Below are 21584 nucleotides of genomic sequence, written 5' to 3'. Positions count from 1 at the left end.
TTGTTATTTGTGTGCAAGGCTCATAAAAGAACGATAGCAGCGTACCCATTTTCCATAGCTAACAGCACAATAAATCATTAAACGTTTTGTACCGTTGCAGTGTGTTTAAGAGACGCAAGTGGCTTCACCGGAACGCTTTACTATAATATCAATAATCAATCATCGGGGAACAGCATTGCAGGAGTTTCCTACAGGAGCCCGTTCATTCCCAACTCATATGCCTGAGGCATATATCCTATCCGGGAATTTTCAGCATGAACACACCCGGCTGTTTAAGGCCAGTGCGGCAACTTTTCAGTACCTTTGCAATCTTTTCGCTCGTGCGAATTCGCATGGTTTTAGGCATAATTTGCGGGAACCATGAAAACGTGTTTTAACAGATTTACCTGAATAATATGGCAGTTAACTACAGAGAGTTTCAGAAATTGAATTTGCCTGTAATAGAACAGGAGATATTAGCTAAATGGAATGAAAATCAGGCATTTGAAAAAAGCGTGTCGCTTCGTAACAACGCAACCCCGTTTGTATTTTATGAAGGGCCCCCAAGTGCCAACGGTATGCCCGGCATTCACCACGTTATCAGCCGCACACTGAAAGACCTGGTTTGCCGGTATAAAACCATGCGCGGATACCAGGTAAACCGCAAAGCCGGCTGGGATACCCATGGATTACCTATTGAACTGGGCGTTGAAAAAGAACTGGGAATTACCAAAGAAGATATAGGCAAAAAAATTTCGGTTGAAGAATATAACCAGAAATGCCGCGAGGCCGTAATGCGGTATAAAGACAAGTGGGACGATCTGACCAAAAAAATGGGTTACTGGGTCGACCTGAATGATCCTTATATCACCTTCGATAATAAATATATAGAAACCCTATGGTGGCTGCTGAGCAAAATGTACGAAAAGGGTTTGTTGTACGAAAGCGTGAGCATTCAACCGTATTCTCCGGCAGCCGGAACCGGTTTAAGCTCGCACGAACTGAACCAGCCCGGTTGCTATAAAATGGTAAAGGATACCTCAGCAGTAGCGATGTTTAAAGCTGTGCGGAATGAGAAATCAGAATTTTTATTTAAAGCCATAGAAGAAGCGGAACGCGGAACGCAAAACGCAGAACGCAAAACACAGAATGCCAGCCCTGAGGGTTCTCATTCACCATTGACCATTGACCATTCACCCTTCTTCATGGCCTGGACTACCACCCCGTGGACCCTGCCATCTAACCTGGGTTTAACCGTAGGCGCTCGCATTACCTATGTACTGGTGCAAACCTTCAACCCATATACTCATTTGCTGGTAAACGTAGTGCTGGCCAAAGACCTGATAGGTAAGTACTTTAAGCCCGAAGGCGAGAATACCGGTTTTGATGAATACAAAGAAGGCGATAAAATACTGCCCTGGAGAATTTTAACCGAGTTCAAAGGTGCACAGATAGAAGGTTGTAATTATGAACAATTGCTTCCTTTTGAAGCCAATTCATTAAAGTCGATCAAAGGGCTTACACCCGATGCAAAACCCTTCCAGGTGTTAACCGGCGATTTTGTAACCACTGAAGATGGTACAGGTATCGTTCACACGGCCCCCGATTTTGGTGCAGACGACTTTAGGGTTGGAAGCAAATACAATCTCGGATTCTTTACTGGCATCAATAAATATGGTAAGCTCGAAAAGCTGGTACTCGTTGACCGACAGGGCAAATTTGTTGACGGCCTGGGCGAGTTCAGCAACCGTTATGTAAAGAATTATAAAGACGAAAAGGATTATGTAGATGTAAACATAGACATCTGCGTAAAACTGAAAAAAGAGAACCGCGTCTTTAAAGTCGAAAAATACGAGCACAATTATCCGCATTGCTGGCGTACCGATAAGCCGGTGTTATACTATCCGTTAGATGCCTGGTTTATCAAAACTACCGCCCTGAAAGACAGGCTTGTAGCATTGAATAAAACCATCAACTGGAAGCCAAAAACAACCGGCGAAGGCCGCTTTGGTAACTGGCTCGAAAATATGGTTGACTGGAACCTGAGCCGCAGCCGCTTTTGGGGAACGCCTCTTCCGGTTTGGAAAACTGAAGATGGCAATGAATTAAAATGCATCGGCTCAATAGAAGAACTGAATGCCGAAATACGCAAAGCAAGTGAGGAATTGGGCGGCGACATCAATAAAAATTATTTACACGAAGGCATCCTTGATCTGCATAAACCTTATGTAGATGATATCGTGCTGGTGAGCCCGTTGGGAAAACCCATGAAACGCGTGCCCGACCTGATTGACGTTTGGTTCGACAGCGGTGCCATGCCTTATGCCCAGTGGGGACTTGATTACGACAAGCTGAAAGCCGGTCATCCGCAACCGTTTAAAGAACCCTTTAACAAAAACTTCCCCGCCTCGTTCATTGCCGAAGGGGTTGACCAAACCCGTGGCTGGTTTTATACCCTGCATACCATTGCCGGTTTGTTGTTCGATTCAGTAGCTTACCAAACCTGCGTTTCGAACGGACTGGTGCTCGATAAAAACGGCAACAAAATGAGTAAGCGGCTGGGCAATGTGGTTGATCCTTTCAAAACCATTGAACAGTTTGGCGCCGATGCTACCCGCTGGTACCTCATCACCAATGCCTCGCCCTGGGAGAACATGAAGTTCGATCTTGAGGGCATAAAAGAAGTACAGCGTAAATTCTTCGGTACATTATATAATACCTACCAGTTTTTTGCGCTGTATGCCAATGTAGATGGATTTAACTTCAAAGAAGCATACATACCGCTTGACCAACGGCCTGAAATAGATCGCTGGATCCTGTCTTCTTTAAATACCCTTATCAAAAAGGTAACGGAGTATATGGACGATTATGAGCCTACCCAGGCCGGTCGCGCCATAGAAGAGTTTATGGATGAACATCTTAGCAACTGGTATGTACGGTTATGCCGCCGTCGTTTCTGGAAAGGCGAGTATGAACACGATAAAGTATGCGCTTATCAAACACTATACGAATGCCTCGAAACCGTATTGCAACTGATGGCGCCCATTTCGCCGTTCTTCAGCGATGCGCTGTTCCAGAACCTGAATGCGGTTACCGGCAGGCATAAAGCCGAATCGGTACACCATACCGACTTCCCCGTTAGTAATCCGGCGGCTATTGATGCCTTATTAGAGGAGCGCATGCAACTTGCACAGGATATTTCCTCTCTTACATTATCACTGCGTAAGAGAGTGAATATAAAGGTGCGTCAGCCCCTGCAAAAGGTACTGGTGCCCGTGTTAAATAAGGAAATGAGGGCGCAGATAGGCAAGATAGAGGACCTGATAAAGAGCGAGGTGAACATCAAGGAAATAGAATACCTAACCGAAGACAACGGATTTATAAAAAAGAAGATAAAGCCCAATTATACGGCATTAGGTAAGAAGCTGGGAGCTAAAATGAAGCCTGTAGCGGCCGCTTTGGCAGCGTTTACCCAGGAAGACATTACAAAATTGGAAAAAGATGGCACTATTTCATTGCAAATTGAGAACGAACCCTTAATATTACAGACTAATGAAGTAGAGATCACCAGTGAAGATATCCCCGGGTGGATGGTGGCCAATAAAGATGTTCTCACCGTGGCTTTGGACGTGACCGTTACCCCAGAATTAATATCCGAAGGAAATGCCCGCGAACTGGTTAACCGTATCCAGAAAATCCGCAAAGACAGTGGCTTTGAGCTCACTGACAGGATACTGGTTAAGGTAACCGAACACCAGGAATTGACGCAATCGATAGCACAGTTTAATAATTATATTTGCGCCGAAATTTTGGCAGATAAACTTGAATTAGTATCCGAATTACCAGATGGCACCGAAATTGAAGTGAACGATATTCCATTAAAAGTGTTCGTTACAAAAAAAGCGTAAAAGTATGGCAACCAAGAAAAAGGCGGCCAAGCCAGCAAAAAAAACGATTGCCCCTAAAAAGCCCGCCCGACCGGCGGCCGGGGCAGCCAAACCTGCTGCTGCAAAAAAAGTAGTTGCTAAAAAGGAATCGAAGCCTGTTGCAAAAAAAGCAGCCCATCCGGTTGAAAAGAAGGCCCCGGCCAAACCGCAACCTGTTCATCATGCTGCTACCAAAACACCGGCTAAACCTGCTCATCCTGCAACTACTGCCAGACCTGTTGCCAAACATGTAGAAACCAGGCATATAGAAACCAAACACATAGATAAGGAAGTAAAGAAAACAGTTGAGGCTCCTGTTAAAGTTGAAAAGCCGGCTGAGGTTAAAGTGGAGGTTAAAAAACATGAACCGGTAATGCCACCTCCGCCACCACCTAAAAAACCGGAAGCTCCGCCAAAACCATTGAAAGTGGTGGTTCCGGAAATAAAAACAAAAACAGTACGCAAATACGAACCGGAATTTACTAAATCAGTATTAGATCAACCAGATAACATTCAAACAGGACCAACCATGAGATATAGTGATGCCGAATTGAGCGAGTTCAAAGATCTGATTTTAAAAAAATTGGAACAGGCAAAAAAAGAACTGGCTTATTTACAGGGTTTAATCACCCGCAAGGATGAAATGGGTGGCGATGAAACCGAAAATCGCTACATGACAATGGAAGATGGCAGTATGAGTATGGAAAGGGAGCAGCTGGCCCAGATGGCCAGTCGCCAGATCAATTACATTGATCACCTTGAAAAAGCTCTGATGCGCATCGAAAACAAAACGTACGGTATTTGCCGTGTTACCGGCAAATTGATCGACAAAGCCAGGTTACGTGCTGTTCCGCATGCCACGCTAAGTATCGAAGCCAAGCAGATGATGAATAAATAATCATTAGCTGCTTTAAATAATCGGTTGGTTATCAATCCACAGAATGTGGAATTGTATTCGTATGCAGCCAATCGAAAAAATAATTGAGCCCCGTCAAGCGATGGGGCTTTTTGTTTGTGGTTTATGGTTTGTAGTTGCTGCCGCGCAATATTGTGTTTCTGGTTTATAGTTTGAGGTTTGTGGTTGCTGCCGCGCTTTTTAGTTTCATTGTAAAAGATCCAACACCCTAACTGTTTAACAGGATCAAAATTGCACGGCAAGATTCACCGAAAGAACCACAAACCACAAACTTCAAACCATAAACTGCTTAAAACCCTTTCTGCGCCTCAGGCGCCCAAAATGACGCAGGCATGGGCTTTTCGAGCAAATACTGATAATAAAATTTATACGATTCAAGCCGGTTGTGCAATCCCTTCAATCCGCTGATGCCATGCCTCTCGCCGGGATATAACATCAATTCAAAATGCTTTTTAAGATCTTCGAGTTTGTTTATAAACACAATGCTGTTTTGCATATGCACATTATCGTCGGTAGTGCCATGTACAATACGAAGCAGCCCTTTGTATTTATCAACATACGTTAATACGCTGGTGGCCTTGTACCCATCAGGATTTTCCTGAGGGGTTGTCATAAACCGTTCGGTATAATGTGTATCATAAAACTGCCAGTCGGTAACCGATGAATTGGCAATGCCGTACGAAAACACATCCGACCCGTAAGTAAGCGCCATGCAGGTCATATAACCGCCAAAGCTGCCACCGGTGATGCATAGCTTGTTGCTGTCGACCCAGGGTTGTTTTTTCAACCAGCGGCCACAGGCCATATAATCCTCAATTTCGTATTTGCCTAACTGGCGGTAGATGTAATTCAATCCTTTTTTACCAAAATGGCCGCTGCTGCGGTTATCGAAAGAAACCTGAATAATTCCTTCCTGCGCCCACCATTGTGCCGGTGAGCCGGCGGGCTTCCAGCGGTCGTACACCGTACCGGCATTGGGTCCTCCGTAAATGCTTATGAGTACCGGGTATTTTTTGGCGGGATCGAAATTGATAGGGTAAGTAATGTTAACCGGCAGATCGAAAACGTCATCGGCGCTTCTTACATACGTTAATTCGTTTTTCGGCAGATTATAATTATCGAACAGGCTGCCTTTGCTGCTGGCTACTTCACGAATTACTTTCCCTTTACTATCGGCCAGCGCCATGGCAGGCGGTGTGTTTAAATTGGAGTAGGTAGTAATGTAATAACTGCCATTGGGCGAAATACTGATCATATCATGACTGTAATCGCCAAAGCTCATGCGTGTTACGCCTTTTCCGTTCAATGCGGCTTTATACAAATCAAAGCGGGCCGAATTTTCTTTACGGGCTTTGAAATACAGTACGCCGGCCTTTTCATCTATCTTAATAATGCTGGTACCCCAAAAATTACCGGTGGTAACAGGGTTTAACAGCTGGCCGTTTGTGTTATAGTAATACAGGTTTTCCCATCCGTCTTTATCGCTTTTTACAATGCATCCTTTGCCCGAGGCCAGAAAGGTGATGCGTTCTGTTTCGTCAAGGTCTATCCAAGTGGGTTGTTTTTCATCATACACTTCCTGCTTGTTGCCCTTGCTGATGTCGATGCTATAAAACTTCAGGTTGTTTTGCAGGCGGTTCATCCATTGCACCCACAGTTGTCCGTTGGGCGCCCAAACAGGGGTGCCAAAATATTGGTCGTCCTGCTCATTAAAATCGGCCCAAATAATTTCACCGGGATTCACTGTGGCGATCCCAATTTTTACCTGTGGGTTTTTATCGCCGGCTTTGGGATAGCGCTGATTTTCGAGGTAGCCATGCTGTCCTTCGGCCACATAAATAGGGAACACAGGCACCTGCGATTCATCGAAGCGCATAAAACACAGGTGTTTGCTGTCGGCGCTCCACCAGAATGCTTTATAATGACTGGCGCGGCCCAGAATTTCTTCATAATACACCCACGATGCATAACCGTTTAAAATGGTGGCTGAACCGTCGGTGGTAAGGGCTGTTTCTTTACCGGTAGCCACATTGGTCACATATAGGTTGTTGTCTTTTTTCGTGTAGGCGGCCCATTTTTTATCGGGCGAAAAGGTAATATTGATGCCTCCATTAATGGCCACTGAAGGGTTTAGCTGGTCGGGTAGCTCAATACCGGGATAGGGAACCGATTTGCCTGTTTTTACATCAACCATTGAGGTAGAGCTTCTGCCATCGGCTTCTTTTTGAATCAGTAAAAAGTGTGTATCGTCGACCCAGCCTTTTATTGCAGGCAGTGGTTTGGTAACATTGGCTTCGGCATTTTTAAATACCTGTTCAAAAGTGAAGTTTTGTTTTTGTGCCTTAACAGCAGTAACAATCAGTAGCAGGCATGGCAATACCATACCCTTAGCAGCAGCCATATTCATGTAGTTTAATTTGAAAATTAGCCAATTTGAAAATTTGAAAATTGTATGATCGCTGAATGGTTGGATTGGTTGATGGCTGGAAAGCGGTTCCCGGTTGCCGGATGCCTGTTACGGGTTTCCGGAATGCGGCCACCAATTGTTGAAAGTTCCATGTTTCAGGTTACAAGGCTAAAATGGGGCAGCCCTGTAACCTGTACCTTGTAACCTGTAACAGGTAACAAGCACCATGTTACTGGCAACCGGGATCTGGTTACCGGTAACCGGTTACTGGCAACTATTTCACTTCCTGCATATCAACCAGCTTTTTATAAAAGCCGTTTTGTAAAAGCAGTGCATCGTGCGTGCCGCGTTCTACGATCTTTCCTTTTTGTAATACTATTATTTCATCGGCGTGGCGAATGGTGCTTAACCGGTGCGCAATTACAATACTGGTGCGGTTTTCCATCATCTTGTTAATAGCATCCTGTACCAGCCGTTCGCTTTCGGTATCGAGCGAAGAGGTAGCTTCGTCGAGGATAAGAATGGGCGGATTTTTCAATACAGCGCGGGCAATGGTTACACGCTGACGCTCACCACCGCTGAGCTTACTGCCTCGGTCGCCGATATTGGTTTGATAATTTTCGTCTTTTTTCATGATGAAGTCGTGTGCATTGGCAATGCGGGCTGCCTGCTCAATTTCATCGATGTTGGCAACGGGATTGCCCAAAGCAATGTTAGACGCAATGGAATCATTAAACAGAATGGGTTCCTGCGTAACAATGCCCATTTGGTCGCGCAGCGATAACAGCGAATATTCTTTAATGTTAATGCCATCGATCAAAAGCTCGCCGGTTGTAACATCATGAAAACGGGGCACCAGGTCGGCCAGGGTACTTTTACCCGCGCCGGATGATCCTACAAGGGCAATTGTTTTACCCTTTTCGATGGTGAAGTTGACGTTGTCGAGAATGGTTACATCGTCGTATTTGAAGGTTACATTTTTGAACTCGATCTTATTGTTAAATGAAACCAGTTGTTTGGGGTTGTCGGCTTCTTTAACTGCAAGAGGCGCCTTCAGTACCTCTTCAATGCGATCAATGGCGGCAGCGCCCCGGCGCATATTATAAAATGCCTGGGAGAGTGATTTGGCCGGCTGAATGATCTGGTAAAACAATGTAAGATAGGTGATGAAGGCTTCAGGCGCCAATCCTTTACCATTAAATACCATGTACCCGCCGATGAGAAGGATACAGCAAAAGATCATTACGCCTAAAAACTCCGACATGGGCGAAGCCAGGTCGCGCTTGAAAGCCATTTGTATACGTAATTTGTTCAGCAGGCCATTGGTGCCAACAAAACGATTGCGCATCAGCTTTTCGGCATTAAAGGCTTTTACCACCCGCAGGCCGCCCAGCGTTTCATCCAGTATGCTTAACAGCAAACCCTGCTGTTCCTGTGCATCGCCCGATTGTCTTTTCAGGCTTTTGCTTACACGGCCAAGAATAAATCCGGCTACGGGCAACAACACCAGCATAATGAGGGATAGCATCGGACTTAAAAAAATAAGGGCGACCAGAACGATCAGGATATTCAACGGGTCTTTGATCAATCCTTCGAGGGTGCCAATGACGCACCATTCAATTTCGTTCATGTCGTTACTCATGCGCGACATCATATCACCTTTGCGCTGGTCGGTAAAATAACTTACCGGCAATATCAGTATCTTATCGTACAGGTCTTCCCTGAAATTGGTCATTACCCGGTTACGCATGGGAATAAGCGTGCGGTACGACAGGTATAAAAACAGATTTTTAAATAATATCGATATTATGATCGTAATACATATGGCTATCAGGGCCTGTGAATATCCATAATGGATGATCAGGTAGGATAGTCCATATTTTAATTGAACCATTAACCCATCAGAATTAAAAACCCAGGGTGGCCTTACGGTAAGTGGTGGTTCTTTGGAAAATAACAGTTTTAAAAAAGGGGCCAGCATTGCCAGCGAAACCAGGGAGAAAATGATGGATAACAGATTGAATACTACGTATAATACAATTTTCCCCTTCTGGTCGCGCAGATAAAAGAAAATCCTTGAAAATCGCTTCATGAATCAGTTAAAATAATGAGTAAACGGTGCAAAGTAACTAATTTTACGGGTATTAAACCGTTAAGAGAAATGCAAGAAGGGAAACGTCAGAAACAAGTGGGAAGTTTACTGAATGAAGAAATAAATTCAATTTTTCAGCGGCTGGGACTGAATATGATAGATGGCGGCATGGTGTCTATTTCGGCCGTAAAGGTTACGCCCGACCTGCTCGAAGCCCGTATTTACGTGAGCTTTTTTCAGGTGAAAAATGCCAAAGAAACGCTGGCGAAAATTGAAGAAAGGGCCTGGGAAATAAAGAAAGAATTAACCAGCCGGGTGGCCAAACAGTTGCGCCGCATGCCCGAACTGAAGTTTTTTCACGACGATACCCTCGACCATGTGTTTAAAATGGAGGAGTTGTTTAAGAAAATCAATCCGCCCGATAAAGAATAAACTGTTGCCGGTTACCGGGTTCCTGATTCCGGGAACTGGCAACCGGCAACCGGTAACAGGTATCTGGTAACCGGTATCCGGGAACTGGTATCCGGTAACTGGCACCAAACATTAAGCCATTGGTAATTGAAGTAACTACAAACAACAAACCTTGAACTTCCTCTTCGCCTGGCGATATTTTAAAGCAAAAAAAAGTACCAATGCTATTAATGTAATTGCATGGGTAAGCATTATTGCCATTATGGGCATTACGTTTGCTTTTATTGTAGTGCTGAGCGTGTTCAACGGATTTGAGGGACTGGTGAAATCGTTGTATTCTTCTTTCTACCCCGATATCAAAATTTCGGCACAAACCGGTAAAACCATTTTTGTTACGCCGCAGCAATTACAAAAATTAGCTGCCATAAAAGGCGTAAAGGCTTTTAGTTTGTTTGCCGAAGAAAAAACACTGCTGGTAAACGGCGATGTACAGGTGATCGTTGATATAAAAGGGGTCGACAGCTCATATGAAAGTGTAACCAGTGTGGCGCAAAAGCTTATTCGCGGCAATTTTCAAACCGGCAGTGTTGACGAACCAGCCCTGGTGCTGGGCAATGGCGTTGAAAACGCCGTAGGCGTCGAAAGCGACCGCTATTTATATCCGCTTACCGTGTACTCCTTTAAACGCGGCATGAACGTTAATGTAAGCGATCCGTCGCAATCGCTGGCCGCCAGCAACATTATTACTTCCGGTACATTTTTAATTCAGCAGGATATCGATAACAAATACGCCATCACCAACCTTGATTTTATGAAGATGATGATGGGACTGAAGCGCGATGAATACAGCGGGGTAGAGCTAGCACTGTATTCAGGTGTTGATGCCGAAGACGCGCAAAAAGAAATTCAGCAATTGCTGGGTGATAACTACAAGGTTGAAACAAAATACGGACAAAACCAAAGTTTGTACAGCGTAATGAGTCTTGAAAGATGGGCTATTTACGGTATTCTTACCTTAATGCTTATTGTGGCCGCGTTTACAATGATCGGCAGTTTAACCATGCTGGTGCTCGAAAAGCAAAAAGATATTCAGGTATTAAAGTCGATGGGCGCCCACAACATGCTAATACAAAAAATATTTTTAAGTGAAGGGTTGCTGCTGGCAGGCATTGGATCGGTAACAGGGTTACTGGCAGGCATTGTATTTTGCTGGGCGCAGGTAAAGTACAAGATCATTGCCATTCAGGGCGGCACTTTTTTAATAGATTATTATCCCGTACGATTGGTAGCTACTGATTTTTTACTGGTAATCGTTACCGTATTTCTGGTAGCCTTTCTCGCATCGTGGTTCCCATCGCGTAAGGCAGCGTTGCAGCCGATTGAGTTGAGGAGTTGATTGAACTGATGGTTTGATTGTTGGCCGGGCTGAAGAAATTCTATTAAGCTTCCGTTGCGTCGCACCCTTCAACTGTAACAATTCTATTTATCAATAAGAAAGGTGAGCCACTTTCAAAAACGTGACTCACCTTTCTTATTACTTATAACTTACGACTTATTACTTCATTTTAATAATCCCCGATAGTTTCAGGTAACTGCTCCAGGGCTTTGGCCAATTGTTCGTCGTTGGGGGCAATACCATGCCACTCGTGATGACCTTCCATAAAGTCAACGCCTGCGCCCATTACCGATTTCATTAAAATAACAACGGGTTTGCCTTTGCCGGTATGGGTTTTGGCATTTTCAAGAGCTGCAACAACAGCATCTATGTCATTGCCTTTGTCGAGGTGTAACACATCCCAGCCAAATGCATCGAATTTAGCACCCAGGTCGCCCAGCTTCATCACTTTATCGGTAGGACCATCAATCTGCTGACCATTCCAGTCAACGGTTGATATGAGGTTGTCGACACCCTTTGCGCCGGCAAACATAATAGCTTCCCAGTTCTGACCTTCATCCAGCTCACCATCGCCGTGTAACGAGTAAACTAAATTTTTTTCACCATTCATTTTTTTCGAAAGTGCCACACCAAGGGCTACACTCATACCCTGACCCAGCGAACCGCTGGCAATGCGTATACCCGGTAAATGCTCGTGGGTTGCAGGATGTCCCTGCAGGCGGGAGTCGAGTTTACGAAAAGTAGCCAGTTCTTTTACGTCGAAATAACCCGAACGGGCTAAAGTTGAATAAAATACCGGTGAAATATGACCATTTGATAATATAAATACATCTTCGTTACGGGCTTCCATTGAAAACTGAGGATTATGCTGCATTATTTTAAAATACAATGCAGTAAAATACTCGGTACAACCCAACGAACCGCCCGGGTGACCGCTCTGCGATCCGTGAACCATACGTACAATATCTCTGCGAATTTGAGTAGCGATATCCTTTAAAGGTGGCATAGCAAGAAAATTTGGCTGCAAAACTAAAGGAAATTGCTTTGCATCAATAAATCAAATTAAACTTTCCGGGTATTTTTATATCAAAAGCCCCTAATTGCAGTACTATTTGCAATAAAGTAAAGCCCTAAATAGTTGTTAATCCGAAAATACGCTGTAATTTGCGAGGTCTTTGTGTGTGCCCCAACCGGCCCGATTGGTAGCGCGTATATTATTCCAAGACTTACAAAATCAGGCTGATGTTTGATGTATTATTCTCTATTGCTATTTCATTTGCAATTACCTTTTTGGCTATTCCGGTAATTATAACCGTAGCAGAACAGAAAAAATTATTTGACATTCCTGACGAGAGAAAAGTTCATCGCAATCCCATTCCATCTTTGGGAGGGCTGGGCATATTTGCCGGTTTTATGCTCGCCTGCCTCATCGCTATTCCCTATCAGTTAGCATCTGACTTTCAATATTTTTTTGCAGCCGCCTTTGTTATATTCTTTCTTGGTTTGAAAGATGATATCCTGGTTATTTCGCCCATCAAAAAATTTATCGGCCAGGTACTGGCAGCCTTTTTAATTATTTACAAAGGAAATATTCAAATAAAAAGCATGTATGGCTTTCTGGGCATTCACGAGCTGCCCGAAATGTTTAGCCTGTTGCTTACTTACTTAACGATTATTGTTGTTATCAACTCATTTAACTTAATTGATGGTATCGACGGCCTGGCAGGCTCGCTGGGTTTGATGGCTGCTATCATTTTTGGTTTTTATTTTCTGCAGGTTAACATGCCTGCCTATTCAATATTGGCATTTTCACTGGCCGGCAGTGTGGCCGCCTTTTTAATATTCAATTTTCAGCCGGCAAAAGTATTTATGGGCGATACGGGATCGCTACTGATAGGACTGATAAATGCCATTCTGGTGGTAAAATTTATCAGCGTTGCCAATTTGCCCGAAACGTCATATCCCGTAATTGCTTCTCCCGCTATCAGTGTTGCCATACTGGTAATACCTTTAATGGATACCCTGCGGGTGTTTGCCATTCGCATTTTTCATCGCCGTTCACCTTTTAGTCCCGACAGAAACCATATACATCACCTGTTGCTCGACAGGGGTTTATCGCACCGGTTCATAACCCTGTTGCTGGTTTCTATTAATGTATTATTTATTCTGGCCGCCTATGCAGGCCGTAATTTGGGCTGCACCTGGATCATATTGGCCATTCTGATTGTATTTTTCTCAGGCATTGCCGCTCTGTACTATACCCGTCCGCGTACACGCCTGTTTGTTGCCAAAACAGTTGACCCCGATACCGATTTAAAAACTTCGAAGATCGTTCCCCTTACTACTGATACTATATTAGAACACAAGAATTAGTTACCTGTTACCTGTTGCCAGTTGCCGGTAACCTGTTACCCGGTGACCGGTAACTGGAATTTTTTGTAGGTTTGCAGGCATTTAATATTATTCCTATGTCAGATGAACTAAATATTATTAAGGAAGAGGCCCATGAAACCATGGAAAAGGCCATCAGCCATCTCGAAGCAGAACTGGTAAAAGTACGAGCCGGTAAAGCCAATCCAAACCTGGTTGACGGAATTGTAGTTGACTATTATGGTAACCCAACGCCCATTAATCAGGTAGGAAATATTTCAGTAGCCGATGCCCGCACATTGACCATTCAGCCCTGGGAAAAAAATATGCTTCAGCCTATTGAAAGGGCTATTATAGCTGCCAACATTGGTATTAATCCGCAGAACGATGGAAATATGATCCGTTTGTTTATGCCGCCCCTTACCGAAGAAAGGCGTAAAGACCTGGTAAAAAGATCTCATACCGAGGGCGAGCATTCAAAAGTTGCCATCCGTAATATTCGTCGTGATGCTATGGAGCAGATAAAAAAATTGCAGAAGAACGGTTTAAGTGAAGATATCTGCAAAGATGCCGAAAAGATCGTGCAGGAAATGACCGACCGCTATATTTCGCTGGTAGATAAACACCTTGCAGCGAAAGAGAAAGAGATCATGACGGTATAAACAGATGAATGTTGAATATTTAAAACCGAAGAATATCGAATTTCCAATGTCGAATATCGAAGTGCTTTTACTTCGACATTCGACATTTATTATTTAATATTCGATATTTTATTATTCGATATTTTCCACCGGGTGGTAACATACACGCCCCCGAGAATAATCCCCAGCCCCAGCACCTGCCATCTGTTAATGGTTTCACCTGCCAGCAGGCCCCAGAAAAGGGCAATAAACGGAATGCCATAAGTTACCATCGAGGCAAATAATCCGCCGGCACGTTTTATCAGTACATAAAAAAGAATGGTTGCTACAGCAGTTCCCATAATGCCCAATACCGAAGAAGCGGCCGTGGAGAATGCCATACTCTTTTGCATCAGCGGCAAATTAAAATAGCCCGTAAACCATAAAATAATAATACAGGGTATCAGCAGCATGGCAAAGCTTACAGCCACAACGGCCAGTGAACCGGTTTGCTGCAAATGACGGCCTACGAGATTAATGTTAAGTCCGTATAAAACTGTAGCTACAAGGGCAAAGGCTGAATAGGAAACATATTGCAGGTTCACATTGCCTTTGGCAAATAATAACACCAGCATGCCGCCCAACGCTGTTAATACGCCTGCTAATTTATGCGCCTGAAATACCTGTCCAAAAAACAGCATGCCGATAATGATGGTAAAAATGGGTGTGAGCGAATTCAAAAAACCAGCCAGTGAACTGTCGATCTTTATTTCGGCAATGCAAAAAAGATAAGCCGGAAAAAAACTGCCTAATAAACCGCTCAGCAGCACATAACCTAACTTGTTGAATGGGATCTTTTTTAATTGACGCACAGCAACGGGCAGTAAAAATAAACCGGCACTGAGTATTCGAATAGTGGCTACCTGGTAAGGGCTCAGGCTTTTCATGCCTTCTTTCATAAGTATAAAAGAACTACCCCAGATAACACAAAGAACCAGAAAAATAATTCCGTTAAAGAGCATCCCCCTGTTGGCTGTCATGTAAATATTTGCGCAAAATTGGGTTATTAAGTTTAAAATGTAATAATTTGATACAAACATATTTCCATGGCAACAATCAAATTAAAAGATATCAGTACACGTGCGCCAAAAGAATTTGACAAAGAAGAAACAAAACAAAAAACGGCTAATATATTAGTTGAGCTGGATGAATTGCAGAATTTACTGTTTGCCGAATCGAAACACGCGGTACTTGTTGTACTGCAGGGCATGGATGCCAGCGGAAAAGATGGCGCTATACGAAATGTGTTTGGAAAGTTGAACCCGCAGGGTGTAAATGTAAAGTCATTCAAGGCGCCCACGGCCGAAGAACTACTGCATGACTTTTTATGGCGTGTACATAAGGCTGCTCCCGCACGTGGTGTTATTCAGATTTTTAACCGCTCGCATTATGAAGATATACTGGTTACCCGGGTTCATAAGTGGGTAGATGATAAACAGGCAAAGAAACGCATGAATGCGATCAATGATTTTGAAAAGCTTTTACAGGAGCATAACAATACCCAAATTTTAAAATTCTATCTGCATATTTCGCCCGAAGAGCAGGAGCAACGCTTACAGGAACGCATAAACGACCCGCGCAAACAATGGAAATACAATGAAAATGATTTTAAAGAAGCGAAATTATGGGGTGATTATATGGCTGTTTATGAAGATTGTTTTGAACATTGTAATGATATTCCCTGGACAATAGTTCCCGCCGATCAAAACTGGTATAAAGAATATATTATTGCCCACACCCTGAAGAAAACGCTCCAGGGATTGGATATGAAGTATCCCGGTTTGAAAAAATGAGATGGGTTGTTTACACATCAATGAGTTATCGAAAAAATTAATATATTTAGATGACCATATCATTAACTTCTAAAACTAATTACTATGGGTATGCTTAAAGAATTTAGAGAGTTTGCCATGAAAGGTAACGTGGTAGACCTGGCTATTGGTGTTATCATCGGTGCTGCCTTCAGCAAAATTGTTACCTCACTGGTTGATGACGTTATAACGCCGCTTTTACTTAAGCCTGCCCTCGATGCTGCCAACCTGCAGGATCTCAATAAGCTGAAACTATTTGGTACCGTTAGCGTGGGATTGTTTTTATCGGCTATTCTTAATTTTATAATAGTTGCCTTTATTTTATTTTTAATTGTAAAAGGCATCAACCGCTTTAAGAAAAAAGAAGAAGCAGCCCCTTCCGTTACCCCCGAAGAAGTTATTTTATTACGCGAAATTCGCGATGCATTAAAGAAATAATTATACCGCGTTGGCACTGTATTTATATTTGCAAAGCATTTTGACTATCCTCAAAATGCTTTTTTTATAACCTTATATTTTAAAGCATGCAAAAGATAGTGCTGGCTTTATCTTGTTTAATTTTTACCATTAACAGTGTAGCACAGGATAAAACCATTCAGGAGTTAAGAACAGAATCAGGTAAATCAATTGCAAAAGATAATAACGATACCATTCCGAAAACCTGGAAAAAAGGTGGGTTGTTTAACGGTACGGTTGGACAAACATCTTTACAAAACTGGGCTGCGGGTGGCGATCAGTTCTCGATAAATGCGAACGGACTTTTAAACCTGTTTGCGTTTTATAAAAAGGGTATTCATTCATGGGATAACAGCCTTGATCTTGAACTGGGATATATAAATTCCACTTCGCTGGGTACCCGTAAAACCAACGACCGCATTGACCTGGTATCGAAATATGGCTGCCAGTTGTTTGATCATTGGTTCCTGAGCGGACTGGTTAATTTCAGGTCGCAGTTTACCGATGGGTTCACCTACCCCAACGATACCACTAAAATAAAAACCTCCACCTTCATGGCCCCCGCCTATGTAATCGTTTCGTTGGGTATGGACTGGAAGCCAAAAGATAATATTTCAATATTCATTTCACCGGTTACCAGCCGCTGGGTGATCGTTAAGGATGATTCCTTATCGGCCAAAGGAGCCTATGGTGTAGATACCGGAAAAACCGTGCGTAATGAAATTGGAGCGTATTTAACCGCCACCATTATGAAGGAAATAGTAAAGAATTTAACCTATAAAGGCAAGCTCGACCTGTTTTCGAATTACAAGCACAATCCCCAGAATATTGATATATACATGAGCAATTTGTTCAGTATGAATGTGTACAAAGGATTTTCGTTCAATATCGGGGCCGACTTTATCTACGACGACGACCAAAAATCCTTTGGCAAGAACAAAAACTCGCCCCGCCTGCAGGTAAGGCAATTTATCGGTATAGGGTATCAGAGAAAGTTCTAATTGTTTGATTGTTATATAGTTAAATGGTTGTCATTGATGTGCAATCAGCTTGCCTGAATTATGGCAGTCTGTAACACACTTAGCAACCCAGCCATCTAACAATTTAACCATCGAACAATTCAAAAAAAGCATTTTCACAATTTATATACAAAATAGGCGCAGGGGCCCTGCTGATTTTCTGCAATAGTTTTTTTGGTGTAGGTTTGTTCGATAGGCATCTGATGGGTATTTCAGGAGGCAAAAAAACAGGAAGAACCCATCGGGTGCGTGTAAAAAATTAGAAATCCGTGAATCAAGCTTCGTATCAGATTAAATTACCACAATTTGAAGGTCCGTTCGACCTGCTGCTGTTCTTTATTGAGCGGGATGAGCTGGACATTTACAATATTCCGATCAGCAATATTATTAAGGACTTTCTTGATTATATACATGGGCAGGAACAATTGAACATCGAGTTATCGAGCGAATTCATTCTGTTCGTTTCGACGCTGATGCGTATCAAGGCAAGGATGTTGCTACCCCGTAAAGAGCTGGATGCGCAGGGTAATGAAATTGATCCCCGCCAGGAACTGGTTGATAAAATTCTTGAATACAAACGGTTTAAAGAAGCTTCAGCAAAAATGGCTGAAATGGAAGCCATACGCATGCTGATGGTGCGTCGTGGAAACCTTGCGAAAGAAATATCGCAGATTGGTGAAGAAGGCGGTGAAGGAACCGAAATTCAAAGCATCACGCTTTTCAAACTGATGAAAACGTTTGAAAAGGTAATGAAGAAGGTTGAAGCGCGGAGTCAGCAAAAACCCGTGCATACCGTTGTGAAGTATAACTACACAATGGAAAGTAGCCGTAAGTATGCTTTGGAGATTGTGAAAACGGAAAAAGTGATGGCGTTCGAAAAAGTATTTGATATTTGTAAAGACCGCATACACGCCATCTTTATCTTTCTTTCGGTGCTTGAGCTGATACAAATGAAGTACATGACCATTATGGTTGGTGAAGGCCGCAACAACTTTATTGTTGAATTCAACGAAAACTGGGAACAGGACGTTGATCCTAACCAGCCGCCACCCACAGAAGAACCAGGTGCTGATGGAATGCCTGAGTCGGTACTGTAATGTGATAATATGCTAATGTGATAATTCGATAATGTGATAATATGCTAATTGAAAAATCATCGGGTTTGTATTTCATTGGCACATTAGCAAATTGGCTAATTAGCACATTAATTCGCATCGAACGTATACAGCAATATTGGTTTAGATGATGCATTAATGATGCCGGCCAGCTTGTTCATAAATGCCGGCGATACCATGGGGCATCCTAAACTTTGACAAATAGGTAGCGGGTATACTTCTTCATTGGGCACACATTGATACGAATGTAATACAACCGCCCGTCTGAATGCATTGCTGTTGGTTGAATCAAGTCCGAATAATTTATAGGCAGTGCCAAACTTTCCTTTGTACGGGTGACCCACTTTGTATTTACCAAGCGATGAGCAGCCGCACCCCGGCTTATTCCCATATTCGCGTCCGCTGAGCCAGTTTTTATTACAGCTGCCATGTGCCACCAAACCTGCATCGGTAATTGAATCTTTTTGCAGGTCAAATACAAAGAACCGGTTCTTTCCCGATTCAATGCTCATATCAATCAAAAAGCAGGTGGTTGTATTGTACCCATGTTGCTGTGCATAAGCCAGTAACGGTGTGGCATGTGTATGCAAACGAGTCATTAATTCGGGCGAGGGAGCACTTACAGTTTTATGAACCGATCGCGATTTGCCGGTATTGAGTTTGGAATAATACCAGGCGCCACCGGCTAATAAAAATCCGAATATCAGTGCGATACCAAGAAGCAAAAGGCGTTTCATGTTGCAGGGTTATGGTAGCAGATAAGATGCCCTTACAACGGTTATCCATATGCAATCGGGGGCACAGTTGTGTTAAAAAAACTTAAAAACAATAATGGGGGATTTGTTACCGGTTACCAGTTACCTGTTACCGGTTACCAGATACCGGTTACCGGGAACCCGGCAACCGGTATCTGCTTAATAGTAGTTGAAAAGAATAAATTATAGGTATAAACTATCCCATTAACTGATTCACCGTCACCTTTCCTTTCATCATTTCCCTTACGGCTTCAACAATGGCCGGTGCATCGTAGTGGCATTCGTGGTATAGTTCTTTGGGAGTGCCGTGTTCAACAATACGATCAGGGATACCTAATATTTTTACATCGGCTTTGTAGTTGTGCTGCGCCATAAATTCAAGCACAGCGCTGCCGAAGCCACCGGTAACCGTACCGTCTTCAACCGTAATTATTTTATCGAATTTGTTGAATACTTCATGCAGTAACGCCTCATCGAGCGGTTTTGCAAAACGCATATCGTAATGAGCCGGATTCAGTCCATCTATTTTCAATTCGCGTATGGCCATGGTGGCAAAATTGCCCGGATGACCCAGTGATAGAATGGCTATATCCTGCCCGTCTTTTATTTTCCTGCCTTTGCCGATCTGAATTTCTTCAAAAGGCGTTTTCCATTCGGGCAGTACACCCTGTCCGCGTGGGTAGCGTATTACAAACGGCCACTCCATGGTTTCGAGCTGGGCGGTATACATCAGGTTACGCAGCTCGCTTTCGTTCATGGGGGCGCTGATAACCATATTGGGAATGCAACGCATGTAGGCAATATCGTAGGCGCCATGATGGGTAGGACCATCTTCACCAACCAAACCGGCACGGTCGAGGCAAAGCACCACCGGCAGCTTTTGAATGGCTACATCGTGTACCACCTGATCGTATGCGCGTTGCATAAACGATGAATAAATATTGCAGAACACCCGCAACCCCTGTGTTGCCATACCGGCGCTGAGCGTAACGGCATGCTGCTCGCAAATGCCCACGTCAAAAGCCCGGTCGGGCATTTTATCCATCATAAACTTCAACGACGAACCCGAGGGCATGGCAGGTGTAATGCCAAACACTTTATCGTTCTTTTCGGCCAGTTCAATCATCGTATGTCCAAATACGTCCTGGTATTTGGGAGGTTGTGGCGTATCGTATTTCTTTTTGTATATCTCGCCGGTGATTTTATCGAACAGGCCCGGTGCATGCCAAAGGGTTTGCTCTTTTTCGGCGAGGGCATACCCTTTTCCTTTTACGGTAATTACATGCAACAGTTTCGGGCCGGGTATCTTTTTCAGGTCCTGTAAGGTATCAACCAGCTTGGTGATATTGTTTCCGTCGATAGGCCCGAAATACCGCAGCTTCAGGGCTTCGAACAGGTTACTGCTTTTATTGATGAAGCCTTTGATGCTGTGTTCGAGCTTGCTGGCCATTTCGCGGGTAAAGTTTTTACCAACGGGTAGTTTGCCCAGCGCTTTCCATATATCGTCTTTCAGGCGATTATAGGTATGAGAAGTAGTGATGTCGGTAAGATATTCTTTCAAAGCACCTACGTTGGGGTCGATGCTCATGCAGTTATCGTTCAAAATGATCAGTATGTCTGAATCGGCTACGCCTGCATGGTTCATACCTTCAAAAGCGAGTCCGGCAGTAAGGGCGCCATCGCCGATTACGGCTACCGATTTACGGTTTTCGCCTTTGTATTTAGCTGCCATGGCCATACCCAGAGCGGCTGAAATTGAGGTAGAAGAGTGACCTACGCCAAAAGTATCGTATTCGCTTTCGCTACGTTTGGGAAAGCCGCTAAGGCCGTGGTATTTGCGGTTGGTATAAAAAGTATCGCGGCGACCGGTTAAAATTTTATGTCCGTAAGCCTGATGGCCAACGTCCCAAATAAGCTGGTCGTAGGGAGTATTGTAGATGTAATGCAATGCTACGGTAAGCTCAACCACACCCAAACTGGCGGCAAAATGGCCTCCATGCACGCTTACCACATCAATGATATATTGTCGTAATTCATCACAAAGCTGGTGTAACTGCTCTCTGCTCAGATGTTTAAGATCTGCCGGTGAATTGATTGTAGTCAATAAGGGGCCGGGTGCGATGTCCATTTAGTGCAAATTTTATCGACAAAAATACATCTTTAAATCGTGAGCCATAATAATGGCAACATTTTAACAGAACAAAAAACTATGCCGCATTAGCCGTGCCACGGTTACCCCGGCAACCAAAAT

17 protein-coding genes are annotated in these 21584 nt (G+C 43.6%); 11 read left to right on the top strand and 6 right to left on the bottom strand.

Features of this window, described 5'->3' with window-relative positions:
• Nucleotides 1–395: 395 nt before the first annotated feature.
• Both ileS and AC59IL_RS22270 read left to right on the top strand, forming a co-directional pair.
• Nucleotides 396–3887, top strand: a complete 3492-nt coding sequence (ileS, locus tag AC59IL_RS22275) for an isoleucine--tRNA ligase (RefSeq protein ID WP_496554406.1) — start codon at nucleotides 396–398, stop codon at nucleotides 3885–3887.
• 4 nt (nucleotides 3888–3891) lie between these two features.
• Entirely contained in the window at nucleotides 3892–4803 is a 912-nt protein-coding gene (locus AC59IL_RS22270) for a TraR/DksA family transcriptional regulator (RefSeq protein WP_496554405.1), read from the top strand.
• 307 nt (nucleotides 4804–5110) lie between these two features.
• Here the strand turns inward: AC59IL_RS22270 and AC59IL_RS22265 are convergent, their stop codons facing one another.
• Entirely contained in the window at nucleotides 5111–7222 is a 2112-nt protein-coding gene (locus AC59IL_RS22265) for a S9 family peptidase (RefSeq protein WP_496554404.1), read from the bottom strand.
• A 280-nt stretch (nucleotides 7223–7502) separates the two neighbouring features.
• The gene (locus AC59IL_RS22260; protein WP_496554403.1) at nucleotides 7503–9320 is read right to left on the bottom strand and encodes an ABC transporter ATP-binding protein; all 1818 of its coding nucleotides are present in this window, start codon (nucleotides 9318–9320) and stop codon (nucleotides 7503–7505) included.
• 69 nt (nucleotides 9321–9389) lie between these two features.
• Here AC59IL_RS22260 and rbfA point away from each other — a divergent pair, with 69 nt between their 5' ends.
• Entirely contained in the window at nucleotides 9390–9752 is a 363-nt protein-coding gene (rbfA, locus tag AC59IL_RS22255) for a 30S ribosome-binding factor RbfA (RefSeq protein ID WP_496554402.1), read from the top strand.
• A 151-nt stretch (nucleotides 9753–9903) separates the two neighbouring features.
• A complete protein-coding gene (locus tag AC59IL_RS22250) occupies nucleotides 9904–11127 on the top strand; it encodes an FtsX-like permease family protein (protein WP_496554401.1) in 1224 nt (407 codons plus the stop codon).
• A gap of 169 nt (nucleotides 11128–11296) precedes the next feature.
• Here the strand turns inward: AC59IL_RS22250 and AC59IL_RS22245 are convergent, their stop codons facing one another.
• Nucleotides 11297–12133, bottom strand: a complete 837-nt coding sequence (locus AC59IL_RS22245) for a transketolase (RefSeq protein ID WP_496554400.1) — start codon at nucleotides 12131–12133, stop codon at nucleotides 11297–11299.
• A 236-nt stretch (nucleotides 12134–12369) separates the two neighbouring features.
• Here AC59IL_RS22245 and AC59IL_RS22240 point away from each other — a divergent pair, with 236 nt between their 5' ends.
• Together AC59IL_RS22240 and frr are read left to right on the top strand one after the other, a co-directional pair.
• Nucleotides 12370–13500, top strand: a complete 1131-nt coding sequence (locus tag AC59IL_RS22240; RefSeq protein ID WP_496554399.1) for an MraY family glycosyltransferase — start codon at nucleotides 12370–12372, stop codon at nucleotides 13498–13500.
• A 95-nt stretch (nucleotides 13501–13595) separates the two neighbouring features.
• Nucleotides 13596–14159 carry a ribosome recycling factor gene (gene frr / locus AC59IL_RS22235; RefSeq protein WP_496554398.1) on the top strand — a complete coding sequence of 188 codons (564 nt, stop codon included), beginning with the start codon at nucleotides 13596–13598 and terminating at the stop codon, nucleotides 14157–14159.
• An 89-nt stretch (nucleotides 14160–14248) separates the two neighbouring features.
• Here frr and AC59IL_RS22230 read toward each other — a convergent pair whose 3' ends face one another.
• Nucleotides 14249–15157, bottom strand: coding sequence for a DMT family transporter (locus AC59IL_RS22230; protein WP_496554397.1), 909 nt, complete (start codon nucleotides 15155–15157; stop codon nucleotides 14249–14251).
• A gap of 66 nt (nucleotides 15158–15223) precedes the next feature.
• Between AC59IL_RS22230 and AC59IL_RS22225 the strand changes: the two genes are divergently transcribed.
• The 4 genes from AC59IL_RS22225 to AC59IL_RS22210 all read left to right on the top strand — a co-directional run bounded on the left by AC59IL_RS22225 (nucleotide 15224) and on the right by AC59IL_RS22210 (nucleotide 18560).
• Nucleotides 15224–15970, top strand: coding sequence for a PPK2 family polyphosphate kinase (locus tag AC59IL_RS22225; RefSeq protein WP_496554396.1), 747 nt, complete (start codon nucleotides 15224–15226; stop codon nucleotides 15968–15970).
• A 90-nt stretch (nucleotides 15971–16060) separates the two neighbouring features.
• Nucleotides 16061–16426, top strand: coding sequence for a large conductance mechanosensitive channel protein MscL (gene mscL, locus AC59IL_RS22220; RefSeq protein ID WP_496554395.1), 366 nt, complete (start codon nucleotides 16061–16063; stop codon nucleotides 16424–16426).
• An 86-nt stretch (nucleotides 16427–16512) separates the two neighbouring features.
• Nucleotides 16513–17445, top strand: coding sequence for a DUF3078 domain-containing protein (locus tag AC59IL_RS22215; protein WP_496554394.1), 933 nt, complete (start codon nucleotides 16513–16515; stop codon nucleotides 17443–17445).
• Nucleotides 17446–17732: 287 nt separating this feature from the next.
• Nucleotides 17733–18560, top strand: coding sequence for a segregation and condensation protein A (locus AC59IL_RS22210; protein WP_496554393.1), 828 nt, complete (start codon nucleotides 17733–17735; stop codon nucleotides 18558–18560).
• Nucleotides 18561–18667: 107 nt separating this feature from the next.
• Here the strand turns inward: AC59IL_RS22210 and AC59IL_RS22205 are convergent, their stop codons facing one another.
• Entirely contained in the window at nucleotides 18668–19315 is a 648-nt protein-coding gene (locus AC59IL_RS22205) for a murein L,D-transpeptidase catalytic domain-containing protein (protein ID WP_496554392.1), read from the bottom strand.
• 69 nt (nucleotides 19316–19384) lie between these two features.
• Between AC59IL_RS22205 and AC59IL_RS22200 the strand changes: the two genes are divergently transcribed.
• Nucleotides 19385–19522, top strand: a complete 138-nt coding sequence (locus AC59IL_RS22200; protein ID WP_496554391.1) for a hypothetical protein — start codon at nucleotides 19385–19387, stop codon at nucleotides 19520–19522.
• Between the two features lie 7 nt (nucleotides 19523–19529).
• Here AC59IL_RS22200 and dxs read toward each other — a convergent pair whose 3' ends face one another.
• A complete protein-coding gene (gene dxs, locus AC59IL_RS22195) occupies nucleotides 19530–21461 on the bottom strand; it encodes a 1-deoxy-D-xylulose-5-phosphate synthase (protein ID WP_496554390.1) in 1932 nt (643 codons plus the stop codon).
• Nucleotides 21462–21584 lie beyond the last annotated feature (123 nt).

Source organism: Niastella sp. sgz303648 (genome assembly GCF_059587045.1).
Note: the sequence above shows the minus strand (reverse complement) of the source record. Positions and strands in the feature narration are given on the sequence as shown.